At 66.8% G+C, this 15,151-nt stretch carries 11 protein-coding genes; 1 reads left to right on the top strand and 10 read right to left on the bottom strand.

All coding sequences use genetic code 11. The features are described from left to right. Positions 1 to 30: 30 nt before the first annotated feature. Positions 31 to 3,531 (bottom strand): DNA-directed RNA polymerase subunit beta, encoded by a 3,501-nt coding sequence (gene rpoB / locus ACZ5IK_RS08810; RefSeq protein ID WP_101612150.1) that lies wholly within the window; start codon positions 3,529 to 3,531, stop codon positions 31 to 33. 780 nt (positions 3,532 to 4,311) lie between these two features. Between rpoB and ACZ5IK_RS08805 the strand changes: the two genes are divergently transcribed. Then, positions 4,312 to 5,559, top strand: coding sequence for a hypothetical protein (locus ACZ5IK_RS08805; protein ID WP_465487253.1), 1,248 nt, complete (start codon positions 4,312 to 4,314; stop codon positions 5,557 to 5,559). 144 nt (positions 5,560 to 5,703) lie between these two features. Here the strand turns inward: ACZ5IK_RS08805 and ACZ5IK_RS08800 are convergent, their stop codons facing one another. From ACZ5IK_RS08800 to ACZ5IK_RS08760, 9 genes are all read right to left on the bottom strand, one after another. Next, on the bottom strand, positions 5,704 to 6,681 hold the full coding sequence (locus ACZ5IK_RS08800) for a hypothetical protein (protein WP_465487252.1): 978 nt from the start codon (positions 6,679 to 6,681) through the stop codon (positions 5,704 to 5,706). Positions 6,682 to 6,765: 84 nt separating this feature from the next. After that, entirely contained in the window at positions 6,766 to 7,287 is a 522-nt protein-coding gene (locus ACZ5IK_RS08795; protein ID WP_101612148.1) for a hypothetical protein, read from the bottom strand. A 31-nt stretch (positions 7,288 to 7,318) separates the two neighbouring features. After that, on the bottom strand, positions 7,319 to 8,584 hold the full coding sequence (locus ACZ5IK_RS08790) for an MCE family protein (RefSeq protein ID WP_465487205.1): 1,266 nt from the start codon (positions 8,582 to 8,584) through the stop codon (positions 7,319 to 7,321). Next, positions 8,584 to 9,786 (bottom strand): MCE family protein, encoded by a 1,203-nt coding sequence (locus ACZ5IK_RS08785; RefSeq protein ID WP_465487204.1) that lies wholly within the window; start codon positions 9,784 to 9,786, stop codon positions 8,584 to 8,586. The genes ACZ5IK_RS08790 and ACZ5IK_RS08785 overlap by 1 nt, the downstream gene beginning before the upstream one ends. Next, positions 9,786 to 10,964 carry an MCE family protein gene (locus tag ACZ5IK_RS08780; protein WP_101612145.1) on the bottom strand — a complete coding sequence of 393 codons (1,179 nt, stop codon included), beginning with the start codon at positions 10,962 to 10,964 and terminating at the stop codon, positions 9,786 to 9,788. Before ACZ5IK_RS08780 ends, ACZ5IK_RS08785 begins: the two co-directional genes overlap by 1 nt. Then, on the bottom strand, positions 10,961 to 11,947 hold the full coding sequence (locus ACZ5IK_RS08775) for an MCE family protein (protein WP_465487203.1): 987 nt from the start codon (positions 11,945 to 11,947) through the stop codon (positions 10,961 to 10,963). Before ACZ5IK_RS08775 ends, ACZ5IK_RS08780 begins: the two co-directional genes overlap by 4 nt. Beyond that, positions 11,944 to 12,975, bottom strand: coding sequence for an MCE family protein (locus tag ACZ5IK_RS08770; RefSeq protein WP_101612144.1), 1,032 nt, complete (start codon positions 12,973 to 12,975; stop codon positions 11,944 to 11,946). Before ACZ5IK_RS08770 ends, ACZ5IK_RS08775 begins: the two co-directional genes overlap by 4 nt. Then, positions 12,972 to 14,315 (bottom strand): MCE family protein, encoded by a 1,344-nt coding sequence (locus tag ACZ5IK_RS08765; protein WP_465487202.1) that lies wholly within the window; start codon positions 14,313 to 14,315, stop codon positions 12,972 to 12,974. The genes ACZ5IK_RS08770 and ACZ5IK_RS08765 overlap by 4 nt, the downstream gene beginning before the upstream one ends. Next, positions 14,312 to 15,148, bottom strand: a complete 837-nt coding sequence (locus tag ACZ5IK_RS08760) for an MlaE family ABC transporter permease (protein ID WP_465487201.1) — start codon at positions 15,146 to 15,148, stop codon at positions 14,312 to 14,314. The genes ACZ5IK_RS08765 and ACZ5IK_RS08760 overlap by 4 nt, the downstream gene beginning before the upstream one ends. Positions 15,149 to 15,151 lie beyond the last annotated feature (3 nt).

Here is a 15,151-nt window from a genome sequence, read left to right as displayed (position 1 = left end):
ACGGGAGGCAGGCCCCGCCTCGGACAGCCGTCAGTGCACGACGTCGTCCACCGAGGGCGACTCGTTGCGGGACAGGTTGATGCCGAGGTTGGCGGCAGCGCGCTCGAGGTCCTCGTCGTCGGAGTCGCGCATCTCGATCGCGGCGCCGTCGCTGGACAGCACCTCGACGTTGAGGCAGAGCGACTGGAGCTCCTTCAGGAGCACCTTGAACGACTCGGGGATACCCGGCTCGGGGATGTTCTCCCCCTTGACGATCGCCTCGTACACCTTCACGCGGCCGACCACGTCGTCCGACTTGATGGTGAGGAGCTCCTGCAGGGTGTATGCGGCGCCGTACGCCTGCATCGCCCAGCACTCCATCTCACCGAAGCGCTGGCCACCGAACTGCGCCTTACCACCCAGCGGCTGCTGCGTGATCATCGAGTACGGACCGGTGGACCGGGCGTGGATCTTGTCGTCGACGAGGTGGTGCAGCTTCAGGATGTACATGTAGCCGACCGCGACCGGGTACGGGTACGGCTCGCCGGAGCGGCCGTCCAGCAGCGTGGCCTTGCCGTTCTGCTTCACCATGCGCTCACCGTCGCGGTTCGGCTTGGTGGCACCGAGCAGGCCGGTCAGCTCGTCTTCCTTGGCACCGTCGAACACCGGGGTGGCGGTGTTCGTGCCGGGGTCGACGTCGTACAGCTCCTCGTTGAGGTTCTTCGCCCAGTCGGGGTTGCCCTCGATCTTCCAGCCCTGCGACGCCAGCCAGCCCAGGTGGAGTTCCAGGACCTGGCCGATGTTCATACGACGCGGGACACCGTGGGTGTTCAGGATGATGTCGACGGGCGTGCCGTCTTCCATGAACGGCATGTCCTCGGCGGGGAGGATCTTGCCGATGACGCCCTTGTTCCCGTGGCGGCCGGCGAGCTTGTCGCCCGGCTGGATCTTCCGCTTCTGGGCCACGTAGACGCGGACCAGTTCGTTGACGCCCGGGGGCAGCTCGTCGTCGTCCTCGCGCGAGAACACGCGGATGCCGATGACCTTGCCGGTCTCGCCGTGCGGCACCTTCAGCGAGGTGTCGCGGACTTCACGGGCCTTCTCACCGAAGATCGCGCGGAGCAGGCGCTCTTCCGGGGTCAGCTCGGTCTCACCCTTGGGCGTGACCTTTCCGACCAGGATGTCGCCGTCGCGGACCTCGGCACCGATGCGGATGATGCCGCGCTCGTCGAGGTCGGCGAGGACCTCCTCGGAGACGTTCGGGATGTCCCGGGTGATCTCCTCGGCGCCCAGCTTGGTGTCGCGGGCGTCGATCTCGTGCTCCTCGATGTGGATCGACGTGAGCACGTCGTCCTGCACCAGGCGCTCCGAGAGGATGATCGCGTCCTCGTAGTTGTGGCCCTCCCACGGCATGACCGCGACGAGCAGGTTCTTGCCGAGCGCCATCTCACCGTTCTCGGTGGACGGGCCGTCGGCGATGACCTGACCCTGCTCGACCCGGTCGCCCTCGTTGACGATCGGGCGGTGGTTGAAGCAGGTGCCGTGGTTGGAGCGACGGAACTTGTACAGTCCGTAGCTCTTCCGCGTGCCGTCGTCGTGCATGATCGTGATCAGGTCGGCCGAAAGCTCCTCGACGACACCGGACTGCTCGGCGACGAGCACGTCACCGGCGTCGACCGCGGCGCGCAGCTCCACACCGGTGCCGACGTACGGCGCCTGGTTGCGGAGCAGCGGCACGGCCTGACGCTGCATGTTCGCGCCCATCAGCGCGCGGTTCGCGTCGTCGTGCTCGAGGAACGGGATCATCGCCGTCGCGACCGAGACCATCTGTCGCGGCGAGACGTCCATGTAGTCCACGTCGAGCGGGTCGATCAGCTCGACCTCGCCGCCCTTCTTACGGACCAGGACGCGGTCTTCGACGAAGGTGCCGTCGTCCGAGATCGGCGCGTTGGCCTGCGCCTTCACGAACCGGTCTTCCTCGTCCGCGGTGAGGTAGTCGACCTGGTCGGTGACACGGCCCTCGACGACCTTGCGGTACGGGGTCTCGATGAAACCGAACGGGTTGACCCGCGCGTACGAGCAGAGCGAACCGATCAGGCCGATGTTCGGACCTTCCGGCGTCTCGATCGGGCACATGCGGCCGTAGTGCGACGGGTGGACGTCACGGACCTCCATGCCGGCGCGCTCACGCGACAGACCACCGGGGCCGAGGGCGGACAGACGACGCTTGTGCGTCAGCCCCGACAGCGGGTTGTTCTGGTCCATGAACTGCGACAGCTGCGAAGTACCGAAGAACTCCTTGATCGCCGCCACGACGGGACGGATGTTGATCAGGGTCTGCGGCGTGATCGCCTCGACGTCCTGCGTGGTCATCCGCTCACGGACGACGCGCTCCATCCGGGACAGACCCACGCGGATCTGGTTCTGGATGAGCTCGCCGACGGTGCGGAGACGACGGTTGCCGAAGTGGTCGATGTCGTCGGTCTCGACCGGGATGGTCTGGTCGCCGATGGTGACCTTGTCCTCGCCGGCGTGCAGCCGGACCAGGTACTCGATCGTCGAGACGATGTCCTCTTCGGTCAGCGTCCCGGTGTCGTACGGCGTGGTGAGGGCGAGCTTCTTGTTGACCTTGTACCGGCCGACCTTGGCGAGGTCGTAGCGCTTCGGCTTGAAGAACAGGTTCTCCAGCAGCGTCTGCGCGCTTTCCTTGGTGGGGGGTTCGCCCGGGCGCAGCTTGCGGTAGATGTCGAGCAGCGCCTCGTCGGTGCCGGCGGTGTGGTCCTTCTCGAGGGTGGCGAGCAGCGTCTCCGAGAAGGAGAAACGCTCGCGGATCGCCTCGGTGGTCCAGCCCAGCGCCTTCAGCAACACGGTCACCGGCTGGCGGCGCTTGCGGTCGATGCGGACACCGACGGTGTCGCGCTTGTCGACGTCGAACTCGAGCCAGGCACCCCGGCTCGGGATCACGCGGACGTTGAAGACGTCCTTGTCGGTGGTCTTGTCGACACTGCTGTCGAAGTACACACCGGGCGAACGGACCAGCTGGGACACGACGACACGCTCGGTGCCGTTGATGACGAAGGTGCCCTTGTCGGTCATCACCGGGAAGTCACCCATGAAGACCGTCTGGCTCTTGATCTCGCCGGTGTTGTTGTTCACGAACTCGGCGGTCACGAACAGCGGGGCCGCGTACGTCATGTCCTTGTCCTTGCACTCCTCGACGGAGGCCTTGACCTCGTCGAAGCGCGGGTCGGAGAAGGACAGCGACATGGATCCGGAGAAGTCTTCGATCGGCGAGATCTCGTTGAGGACCTCTTCCAGGCCGCCGACCGGGTTTTCTTCACCTTCTTCGACGCGGCGTTCGAACCACGCCTCGTCGCCGGTGAACCATTCGAAAGACCTGATCTGCACGTCGAGCAGGTTCGGGGTGCTGAGCGGCTCGCGAATCTTTGCGAAGGAGACCCGTTTGGGGGCTCCCGGGATTCCCGTGGACTCCGAGCGAGATACAGCCGAGGTGGTCGCAGCAGTGGCCTGGTTCGCGGGAGAGACTGCCAAGATGCGTCCTTCCGGGGACAATGAGCGGTGAGCAGCCGCGTCAGCAACAGCTGATGCGGACTGTCAAGGGTGCCGTGTGCCCACTATCCTAACTACCGGCTCCGGGCAGCCTGAAAGAGGGCAGCGCAAAGAAGCAGTCTAGCCCGAACGTCACGGTATGTCCAGGGGGCGCTCCTGACGGGGCCCAGCCTGCGTCGCAACGTCTTCAGGTATGCCTCTCCTCGGTCTCCCCGTGGCCGTCCCTCCCGCAAGGGCGCCGCCGGTTCTCACCGTTGGCAGTAAGCGTGACCCCACAGGGGCTCTGAGTCAAGATGCCGCGCGGTGGTCCCGCCGGTTGGCGCAGCGTGGAAGAGGTTCCGCGCGGGGGCCTTCACAGGACGATCATCCTGGTTACCGACCGGTACCCGCAGGTGACGGCGTTGGGGCGCCGACCTGCGTTTAGCGGGCAAATCGCGACCTGTCCGGCGGGGTGTACCGGAGAGTCACCGGGTCGGGCGGGGGCGCTCTGGGGCCCGCAGGGGCCTGTGGCGGCTGTGGCCGGTGGGTTCGTTGGTGCGGCACACAGGGAGGGGCTCAGATCGCGATTAGGGGGCTAAACGCGACGCGTCCTGAGGGCCGCAGGTGGGTGGGCGGGCTGTGTGGAAACAGAGACGTTGAGCGTCCCTATTTCCACACAGCCGTCCTCACAGCTCGCCTTGGCTCCACCCTGCTCTTCGGAACGCGTTTAGCAGGCTAATCGCGCTCCGCCCCCGTCGCTGCCAGACTGTCCGCGTGTGCGAGATGTGCGAACTGGAGTCCGAGAGCGACCTGATGCCGGTGATGACCCCGGTCCACCTGCGGCCGGAAGCCGAGCTGTGGGCCGCTGCGGAACGTAGTCTCCTCCTCGACGAGCTCCGTGGATATGTCGCCGGGTTGGACGAGAGCAGCAAGCCGAGCGACAGGCTGATCCCCCGCTTGGCGGAGGCTGCCGGACTGGTCCGGGTGTTCAAGGGCAAGCACGTACCCGTCAAGAAGAACGCGAAGCTCCTCGAGAATCCTCTAGCGCTCTGGGAGCGGGTGTACACGGCGATCGGCGAGGCCGGGTCCGGCATCGCTTCCGAAGACGACGCCGTGCCGCTGGTCTTCGGAATGTTGTTTCCCGAGCTGATCGCGTCGATCTCCCTCACGCTCTACCAATCGGCCCCGGTCCCGATACCCGTCGAGCTCCTGTCAGAGGTTTCGGCTTCGGTACTCGACCTCGGGCAAACGCCGAGTGAGTCGACGCGGTACGCGACGCGCGTCACGTTGGACCTTCTGGAACGGCTGGGCGCGATCGAGCTGGGCACCGCGGATCCGGCCGAACTCGCGAGGATCGCCGAGATCGCCGACCTACCCGATCCTTCCCCGGTCATCGTCAGCCTCACACCGATCGCCGTCTGGGCGATCAATCGGGAACTCCGCGACTCCGGAGTCTCCGCGCCGGTCATCGGTGAAGCCGCGGAAATGCGCCTCGACGAGCTGAGTCCACACCTCCTCGACGCCGCTCCGGAGATCATCGACGCCGAGCTGAACGCCTGGGTACAGCACCGGTCACCGTCCGACGCGGCGGCCGAGGCCGGCGAATTCCTCCTTGCGGCGACCTATCCCGAAGAGCGGCTATTCGCCTTGATCGCGCTCGGGGAAACCAGCGAGATCGGTCTTCGGACCGCTGCGAAGATCCGCACCGAAGGCGGACTGATCGGCGCGGTCGCGGCGATGTGGCTGTCCGAACGTGGGGCGATCGAGCCGGAAACGGTCACCCGCGACGAAGTCGTTCTCGGGATGACCGACCATTTCGCGGCGATGCACGCGCTCGGCGCGTTCGTCCATCAACTCGTCGACATGGACGACGGCTTCGACGTCGTCGACCTGCTGACGTCGTCCGATCACCCGGACAGGCTCGAACTCCTGGAGGTCGTCGGCGCGAACCACCCGGACCAAAAGATGGCCAAGAAGGCGCGAAAGGCGATCTTCAAGCTCCGGTCGAGCGCGCGGGCGCGTCACGTTTAGCCCGCTAAACGCAGGTCGGCGCGACGGGACGGCCGGAAAGCCGTGAAGGCCTCCTTGAGGGACTCAGGGTCCCTCAAGGAGGCCTTCACGGACCGGACCGAGCGGGGGTGACCGGATCGCGATTAGGGGGCTAAACGCAGGTCGCTACTTGGAGGGGGCCGGGGAGGCGGGAGGGGCCGAGGAGGCGGCCGGGTTGGGCGGAGCGGCGTAGGTGTTCATCGCCGTGATCTTCCACTTGTCGCCCTGCAGCTCCGCGTTCAAATGCAGCTGCGCGCTCCCGGCGGTGGTCTTGTTCGTGTCGGCCCGCGTCGAGCTCTGGTCGACGAACACCATCACGTCGGCCCGTTCGCCCTCCAGCCGGATGACGGCACTGCGGGTGACCTTGCAGGTCACGACCATCTTCTGCTGCGGAGCCAGCCGCTTGACCTCGCCCATCAGCAGGTTGTACTTCGCCCGCACGTCTTCGTTGACCAGCAGATCGGCCGCCGCGGTCTCGGTCTTCGCGATGTTGTTGTAGTCGTACGAGAACAGCGCCTCGGTCGCCTTCGCGACCTGGTCCTTGACCTGCGCGGTCTTCGCGACGTCCAGCAGCGCCGTGTTGTCCGTCGAGCTGGACACCTCGTCGGCCTGGATCTTGAAGAGCACCGCGGTCGCGGCCAGCAGCAGCCCGACGACGACCAGCGCGCCCGCCAGGATCAGCTGGCGAGAGCCCGGCTTCTTCTCGGACTCGGAGGACTCAGAAGACTCGGACTCCTCGGAAGCGACCTCGGCTTCGGCCTCTTCGATGTCGTCCGGCTTCGCCTCGGCGGCCGCGCGGGTCTTCGCCCGCGGGCTCGGCTTCGCGACGACCTCGTCCTCAGGAGCCTCTTCAGGCGCCTCTTCGGGAGCCTCGACAGCCGCCACCTCAGGCTCAGCCCCGGGCTCAACAGCGACCTCAGCGTCAACAGCGTCCTCAGCAACCTCGACAGGCTCAGGCGCAGGACGCGGAGCAGGCCGCGGCGACGGACGGCGAACCGGTGCCGGCTTCGTCACCGGCGTTTCGTCGACCTCGACCTCCACCTCGGCGGCGGAAGCGGGAGCCTCGTCGGCGGGAGACGCGCCGGGCCGGCGCAGACCGGCCACCCGGGGGCGGCGCACCGGCGGGGTGCTGCGAGGGGGCTGGCGGCGGGAGGGTGGCACTACGAGGCTCCGTTCTAGGTGACGCTCTTACTGACCGGCCGCGACGAGGGGCACGTTGTCGATCCCGGACAACTTCCACTCATCGCCGACCCGGGTCATCGAGACCTCCAGGCGCAGCGCCTTCGAGCTCGCCTTGTCGCCCTGGGTGACCTGGGTGGTGATGGCGGCGAGGAAGCTCGCCTTGCCCTCGTGGTCGTCGAGTTCCTCGACGGCGATGTCCTGGATCGTGGTCGCGACCTTGGTCTTCGCGTCGCCGAGCGCCTTGCGGTAAGTCGGCTCCAGCTGGGCCAACTGCTGGCCCATCTTGTCGTCGGAGACAGCCTTCTGCCGGTTGAAGAACTCGTCGAGCTTCTCGAAGTCGACCTCGGTGTACGCCTTGATCGCGGTGCCGCCCGCCTTGACGACGTCGTCCCGCGAGCGCGCCAGGTCGGCGTTGTCGTCCGAAGCGGCTACCGCCCACTGGACACCGAAGATCGCCGCGGCGACGAAGGCGGCCAGCGCGAAGGCCGCCGCGCCCAGGACCAGGGTCCGCGATCGAGAAGAACTCATGACACTCCAGGATAGGTATTCGGTCTCGGGCTCAGCCGGGCAGGCCCAGCAGCGAACCGAGGCTGGCCAGGCTGACGCCCGGGCTCTGCAGGACGCTGGGCATGCCCTGCGCCGCCCGCAGCGCGGCCAGTTCCTCGGCCGACCGGCCCGCGTTCGCGGCGACTTCGCCCTGCGACGGGATCTGCGGGACCCCGTTGTACGGCACGTTCTGCGAACCGCGCACGTTGATCGGGCTGCCCTTCGGCTCGGCGCAGTACGCGTCGTCCTTCGGCGGCCGAACCGACGTGTCGGTGCCTTCGCGGTACTTGTCGAGGCCGATGTAGCCCTTGGTGCACGAAGGCGGGTTGAACAGGTTGAGCGCGAGGCCCAGGTGCGCGGTGCCGTCCTTGGCGACGCTGTTCGCGCCGGCGGCCAGCAGCGGATAGGTCACCAGGCCCTGCTCCAACCCGTCGAGCCGGGTCACCAGCAGGTTGGACGTGGTGAGCAGGTTCGCGGTCAGCGCGCCCAGCCCCGGCCCCGCTTCCGCCAGCACCTCGCTGATCTGGGTCGCCACCTGCGGGGTGATCCCGATCAGCTTCCGGATGTCGGCGTCGGAGTTCTTCAGCGTGCCGGACAGCTTGTTCAGATCGGCGCTGAACGACTTCATCGAACTCGCCATGTCGTTCTGCGTGTCGAGGACCTGCCCGCCCTTTTCCAGCAGCTGGATGGTCTGCGGCAGGTACTCCTGCGCGGTCGCGGTGAAGCTGCGCGCGGTGTCGAGCAGCGTCTGCAGGTCCGGACCGGTGCCGTTGAAGGCGTTGTACGACTCGTCGACGACCTTGCGCAGCGAGTCCGTCGGCACCGAAGCCGCGAGGCTGTCGAGGTCACCGATGAGCTGCTCGGTGGGCACCGGCGTCTTGACCTTGTCCGCGGGGATGACCGAACCCGGCTTCAGGAACGGCCCCTTCTCGCTCTTGGGCCGCAGGTCGACGAACTGCTCGCCGACCGCGGACCGGTTCGCGACCACGGCGTCCAGATCGGCGGGCACCTGCGGGGCGTCCGGCGCGAGGTTGAGGTCGGCTTCCAGCCCGGCCTTGGTGAGGCGCAGTTCGCCGACGCGGCCGATGTTGAAGCCGCGGTAGGTGACCTCGGCGTTCTGGAAGATGCCGCCCGACTGCTTGAGTTCGAGCTTCACCGTGTAGCCCTCGTTGCCGAAGACCTGGCCGAGCCCGGCGAACCGGATCAGCGCGTACACGATGGCGACCACGGAGATGATCGCGAAGGCGACCAACTGGAGTTTCGTCCTACGGACCAGCATCAGCCCGCACCTCCCGAGAGCAGGCCGAAGATCCCGGCGGGTCCGGTCTGTTGCGGCCGTCCGCCGCCCTGCGTCGTACCCGCCTGGCCGCTCACGGGCGAGGAGCCGACGCTGTCGGGGATCGGCAGCGGCGGGTTCACGCCCGGCCCCTCGGTCCCGCCGGTCAGCCCCGGCACCGGGATGACGTCCTGGAGCGGGTTCTGCCGACTGCGTCCGAGGTTCGCGAGGATCTCCTTGAGGTTCAGATCGACCTTCGCGAACAGGTTGAAGTAGTCGCCCTTGACGCCCTCGTAGGACGCGTCGCTGAACGGGAAAGTCAGCAGGATCTCGAGCGCCTTGGGGAGATCCGCCCCGGTTTCGCCGAGCTTCTGCAGCGTCGGCTGCAGTGCCTTGAGGTCCGCGACGAGGTCTTCCTTGCTCTTGTTCACCGTGTCGATGGCGACGCCGGAGAGGCTGTTGAGCGCGTTGAGCATGGTCACCAGCTGACCCCGCTGCTGCTCCAGCACGCCGAGGCCGGGACCGAGGTTGTCGACCGCGCCGACCAGCTTGTCCTTCTGGCCGTTCAAGGTCGAGGAGAGCCGGTTCAGCCCGTCGAGCGCCCGCGTGATGTTCGCGGACTGCTTGTCCAGGTTCGTCACCAGCTGGTTCGTGTTGTTCAGCAGCGCCTTGAGTTCCGGCGACCGGCCGCTCGTGGCGTTGTTGAGTTCCTTGGTGATGGTGTTGAGCTGTTCCACGCCACCGCCGTTGAGCAGCAGCGAAAGAGCACCGAGGAGCTCCTCGACCTCGACGCTGCGGTTCGTGCGGGCCAGCGGGATCACCGCGTTGTCGGCGAGCTTGCCCTGGCCGTCGGCGGGAGCGGCCAGTTCGACGTACTTCTCACCGAGAAGGCTCGATTGCCGCACGTTGGCCAGCGCGTTCGCCGGCAGCTTCACGTCCCCGTTGACCCGCAGGGTGACCTCGGCGTTCCAGCCGTCCTGCGTCAGCCCGATCGCCTCGACGCGGCCGATGGACACCTCGTTGACCTTGACCCCGGCCTGCGGGGTCAAGTCCAGGACGTCCCGGAACTGCACCTTGACCGTGTACGGGTGGTCGCCGAGTTCCGCGCCACCGGGCAGCGGGATGTCGTAGATGCCGCTGAACCCGCAGCCGCTCAACGTCAGCGCGGCGACGGTTCCACAGGCCACCAGAGCAAGTTTCCGCATCACTTCGCCGCCGATCCGTAGAGCTGACCCGCGATGGGAAGCGGAAGCGGCGGCAGCTGGCCCGCCTGTGCGGACTGGATCACCTGCGCGATCGACGGCAGCGGCACCAGCCCGTCGACGAGCCCGGCGATCCCCTTGCACGCGTCGCCCAGCGCGTCGAGCGCCTCCGGGGTCTGCTTGAGCAGGTTGCACACCATCACCAGCGGCGGCTGGGTGAGCTCGTTCAGGTTCGCCCGCGCGTCGAGCGTGCCCGACGAGGCGTTGTAGGTGTTGACCAGGTTCCCGAGGCCGACCGGGGCGACGTCGAGGATCTCGGCGAGCGCGCCGCGCTGGTCCACGAGCACCTTGGTCACACTGGCCAGCTTGTCCACATTGGACTTGAGCCGGTCGCGGTTCTTCTCGATGAACCCCTGCACCGCGGTGAGCGTGTCGGACAGCTGCTTCACCGTGGCCGCGAGGTTCTCCCGCTCCCCCGCGAGGAACCCGCTGACGTCGGCGAGCTGCCGCTCGAAGTCGCGGACCTGCGAGTCGCTGTTCACCAGCGTCTGGGAGAAGGAGCCGAGGTTCTCGACGGTCTTGAACAGGTCGTCCTTGTTACCGGACAACGTGCCCGCGGCCTGGCCGAGTTTGGTGATCGTGTCGTGCAGTGCCTGCCCGTTGCCGTCGAAGTTCTTCGCGGCGGTGTCGAGCAGGTTCGACAGCGAACCGTTCTTGTTGGCGCCGTTGGGGCCGAGCGATTTGCTGACCCGCGAAAGGCTGGCGGCGAGTTCGTCGACTTCGAGGGGGACCTCGGTGCGGTCGAGGCCGATGACGGCGCCGTCCTCGATCCGCGGACCGCCCTTGTAGGCCGGGGCGAGCTGGACGTAGCGGTCGCTGACCAGCGACGGCGACACGATGATCGCCTTCGCGTCCGCGGGCACCGCCACCGAACGGTCGTATTCGAGATCGACGCGGACCTGGTTGCCCTGCGGCTGGATCTTGGTGATGGTGCCCATGTCGACACCGAGCATGCGGACGCTGTTGCCCTCGTAAAGGCCGACGGCACCGGCGAAGTAAGCGGTCAGGTGGTTGCGGCCGGCGTCCTTGAGCGTCCACCACAGCGCGCCGGCGACGACCAGCGCGAGCACGATCGCGATGGTGAAGCCGCGGGCGAGGCCTTCTCCGAGACGGGTACTCATTTGTCGTAGCACCCCTTCTCGTTGATCGGCCCGAACGACGGGAGGACCAGGCCGCAGATGTAGTTGTCGAACCAGCGGCCGTTGCCGATCGTGTTGGTGAACACCCGGATGAACGGCGCGAACCGCGCGACGCCCTGGCCGAGTGCGTCCTGGTTGCGCTGCAGCATCGAGGTCAGCTGGTCGAGCTGGGTGAGCACCGGGTCGAGCTGCGCGTCGTTGTCGTCGACCAGGCCCTTGAGCTGGGTGGCCAGATTGCGCGAACCGTCCAGCAGCGCGGAGATCGCGTCCTTGCGGCGCGACACCTCCCCGAGCAGCTTGTTGCCGTCGGCGAGCAGCTTCTGGAATTCGGCATCCCGGTCGACCAGCGTCTGCGAGACCTGCCGAGTGTTCGCGAGCAGGGTCGACAGCTGCGAGTCGCGCGAAGCGATCGTGTCCGAGAGGCGTGAAAGGCCGCTCAGTGCGCCCTTCACGTCGGCCGGGGTGTCGGCGAAGGTCTCCGAGATGACGTCGAAGCTCTTCGCCAGCTGCGTGGTGTCGATGTCGTCGACGGTCCGAGACAGTCCGCGGAACGCGTCGATGACGTCGAACGGCGACATCGTCCGATCACGAGGGATGGTCACGCCCGGGTCCAGCGTGCGTTGCCCCTGCGGGTCCAGCGCCAGGTACTTCTGGCCGAGCACGGTCTTGATCTTGATCGCCGCGCTGGTCTTGTCGCCCAGCCAGGCGTCCTTGACCTTGAAGGAGATCCGGACCTTGTCTCCGTCGAGCTTGATCTCGGAGACCTTGCCGACCTTCACCCCGGCGACGCGGACGTCGTTGTCCTCCTGCAGGCCCGAAGTCTCGGAGAAGTCCGCGCTGTAGGTCGTCCCGCCGCCGATCACGGGCAGGTCCTCGGAGTTGAGCGCGGCGAGGAAACCGAGCAGCAGTACCGAAATGCCGACCAGCGCGATCGGGATCGGATTGCGTTTCTGGAACGACTTCATGCCGTGCACCTCGCCCGGTTGACCGGCAGCAGCGGCAGGTTGATCGGCTCGTTGATCAGCGGAGGCAGGGCGACGGCTCCTGTCAGTTCACAGGCGAAGAAGTTGAACCAGGAGCCGTAGTCGGCGGTGCGGGTCAGCGCGGTCACCTTCTGCGGCAGGAACTGGATGAAGTGCTCGATGATCGGCTGGCTGTCGTTGAGGTTCTTCGTCAGCGTGCCGAGCGCCGCGATGTCCTGCTTGAGTGGCTCGCGGGCTTCGCCGAGCAGCCCGGACGTCGTCTGCGCCAGATTCCCGAGCGAGTCGATGGCGTCGCCGATCGGCTCGCGGTCCGCGGCCAGCCCGGAAACCAGCTGCTGCAGCTTGACGATCAGGTCGTTCAGCTGGGGCGTGTGCGCGTTGACCGTGTCGAGCACCGAGTTCAGGTTGTCGATGACCTCACCGATCACCTGGTCCTTGTCGGAGATCGTGGTCGCCAGCGACGCGGTGTGCTGCAGCAGGCTTTCGATCGTGCCGCCTTCACCCTGCAGGACCTGGATGACCTCGTAGGACAGCTTGTTGATGTCGTCCGGGTTGAGCGCGGTGAACAGCGGCTTGAACCCGTTGAACAGCTGCGTCAGGTCGAGCGCCGGCGTGGTCCGCTCCAGCGGGATGTTCCCGCCCGGTGCCAGCGTCTTGCCGGAGGAGTCGGTGCCCTGCCCGAGCGAGAGATAGCGCTGGCCGACCAGGTTCCGGAACTTGATCTGCGCGGTCACCCCGGCGGGCAGTTTGCGGCCGGCGTCCACCTCGAACTCGATCTCGGCCTGGCGCCGGTCGACGATGCGGACCTCCTTGACCTGCCCGACCCGGACGCCGGCGATGCGGACGTCGTCGTTGGGCAGCACCAGGGTCGCGTCGCTGAAGCGCGCCTTGTAGGCGGTGGTGCTGGTGGTGTTGATGTTGGCGATGCTGATCCCGAGGATCGTCGTGAACAGCACGGTGACCACGACGAAGACGCAGAGCTTGATCAGCGGTGCGAGCAAACCCCTCATTTGACGTGCACCTCCGCCCCGCGATAGAGCGGACCGACGAGCAGCGAGCCCCAGCCGGGCACGTCCGAGGCGGACATGCCGACCTGCGGGGCGACCAGCTGCGCGAGGAAATCCGATTCCGACGTGCTGTAGGTCGGGTTACCGGCGGGCGCGCCACCGCCGTTGCCGTTGTAACCGCCGTAGTTCGCGAAGTTGTTGGACGGCGAGAGACCGTCGTTGGTCGACCGGGCGGGCGCCTTGTGCGTGGTGCCGTCCTGGATCGGGCCGTCCGGCGGGTCCTGCGGGAACGGGTCCGGGAACTGCTTGAGGTCGTAGCAGCGCGGGCCGCGTTTGTCCTCGAACTTCGGCTCGTCCTTGCCGGGCAGGTACGGGCCACGGTTGACGGTGATCTCGATGGTCGCGTGCAGGCCTGGCCGGTTGGTGCCCTTGCCCAGCGCCTGGTCGATCTTCGGCAGGACGTCGGCCATCTGCCCGATCACGCACGGGTACTCCGGCGCGTACTTCGCCAGCAGTTCCGCCGTCGGGCGGGCGCTGTCGGCGAGGCGGATGAGGTTGTCGCCGTTGTTCTGCAGGAAGGTCTGCAGGTCGACCGAAGCCTGGGTGACGCTGCCGTAGAGGTTCTGCAGGTTCAGCTTCTGGTCCACCACGGTGCGCGTGGTGGTGCTCAGGTTGTCCAAGGTCTGCACCAGATCCGGGGCGACGGCGTTGAGGTTGTCCGAGAACTCCGCCAGCTCCTTGAGGTTCCGCTGGAGCTGGGGCTCGTGCGGGTTCAGGTCGCCGACGTACGTGCCGAGCTGAGCGAGGGTGTCGCCGAGCTGGTCACCGCGGCCGTTGAGCGCGGCGGAGATCGCCGAGAGCGTGCTCGAAAGCTTCTGCGGCTGGACGGCCTGGAGCACCGGCATCAGATGGGCGAAGGCCTGCTCCAGTTCGACCGCGCTGGAAGTGCGGTCCTGGGTGATCACGTCGCCCTCGGCGATCGTCTTCACCGAAGGGGCGTCCGGGATTTCGAGGGAAACGAAGCGCTCACCGAACAACGTCTTCGGCAGGAATCGCGCGGAAACGTTCTGGGGGATCAGTTTCGCCGACTCCGGATTCAGCGCGAGCGTGAGTTCGGCGCCGTCCGGCGTCGCGGCGATTTCCTTCACCGAACCGACGATGAGACCGCGGACCTTCACGTCGGACTGCTTCAGCAACTGGTTCCCGATGCTGCTCGACTGGAGCTTCACACTCACCACGGGGGTGAACGCCTTTTCGTACAGCGCGATGCTCAGCGCCACTCCGCCGATGAGCACGGCGACAAGCAGCAGGCCCAGCAGCCTGCGCCGGACTGTCGCGATCATCCTGCGATCCTCACCGTGACGTCGGTTCCCCAGATCGCGAAACCGATGAAGAAGTTCATGACGGACACCGTGACGATGCTCAGCCGGACCGCCTTGCCGACGGCCACCCCGACACCGGCGGGGCCACCGGAGGCCCGGTAACCGAAATAGCAATGGGACAGGATGATCAAGACGCTGAACAACAGCACCTTGATGAACGAATAGAGCACATCCTGTGGAGGTAAGAAGAGGTCGAAGTAATGGTCGTAGGTTCCCGCTGACTGGTTGTAGATGTAGATAACGACCAACCGGGACGCCAGATACGAACTCAGCAGGCCGATGACGTACAGCGGGATGACCGCGACGAAACCGGCGATGATCCGCGTGGTCACCAGGTACGGCAGGCTCGGCACGCCCATCACCTCGAGCGCGTCGATCTCCTCGGAGATCCGCATCGCGCCCAGCTGGGCGGTGAACCCGGCACCGACCGTCGCCGACAGCGCGAGGCCCGCGACCAGCGGCGCGATCTCACGGGTGTTGAAGAACGCGGTCAGGAAGCCGGTGAAGGCCGAGGTGCCGATCGAGTTCAGCGCCGAGTAGCCCTGAAGGCCGACGAGGACACCGGTGAACAGCGTCAGGCCGACCATCACGCCGACCGTGCCGCCGATGACCGCGAGCGAGCCGGAACCGAAGCTCACCTCGGCCAGCAGCCGCAGGACCTCTTTCATGTAGCGGCGCAACGTCCGCGGCGTCCACAGCAAAGCGCGGCCGTAGAAGGACATCTGGTCGCCGAGGTTGTCCAGTGTCTGCAAAGGACGGTTGGCGATCCGCTTGGCGCCCTGGAGGAAGGTCATGCG

Source organism: Amycolatopsis sp. NPDC031561, from assembly GCF_055580625.1.
The sequence above is the reverse complement of the archived record's forward strand: the minus strand, read 5'-3'. Positions and strand labels throughout refer to the sequence as shown.

Coding starts and splice junctions, on each gene's coding strand:
- ACZ5IK_RS08805 (WP_465487253.1), top strand. CDS start 4,312: ATGTGCGAACTGGAGTCCGAGAGCGACCTGATGCCGGTGATGACCCCG.
- ACZ5IK_RS08795 (WP_101612148.1), bottom strand. CDS start 7,287: ATGAGTTCTTCTCGATCGCGGACCCTGGTCCTGGGCGCGGCGGCCTTC.
- ACZ5IK_RS08790 (WP_465487205.1), bottom strand. CDS start 8,584: ATGCTGGTCCGTAGGACGAAACTCCAGTTGGTCGCCTTCGCGATCATC.
- ACZ5IK_RS08785 (WP_465487204.1), bottom strand. CDS start 9,786: ATGCGGAAACTTGCTCTGGTGGCCTGTGGAACCGTCGCCGCGCTGACG.
- ACZ5IK_RS08780 (WP_101612145.1), bottom strand. CDS start 10,964: ATGAGTACCCGTCTCGGAGAAGGCCTCGCCCGCGGCTTCACCATCGCG.
- ACZ5IK_RS08775 (WP_465487203.1), bottom strand. CDS start 11,947: ATGAAGTCGTTCCAGAAACGCAATCCGATCCCGATCGCGCTGGTCGGC.
- ACZ5IK_RS08770 (WP_101612144.1), bottom strand. CDS start 12,975: ATGAGGGGTTTGCTCGCACCGCTGATCAAGCTCTGCGTCTTCGTCGTG.
- ACZ5IK_RS08765 (WP_465487202.1), bottom strand. CDS start 14,315: ATGATCGCGACAGTCCGGCGCAGGCTGCTGGGCCTGCTGCTTGTCGCC.
- ACZ5IK_RS08760 (WP_465487201.1), bottom strand. CDS start 15,148: ATGACCTTCCTCCAGGGCGCCAAGCGGATCGCCAACCGTCCTTTGCAG.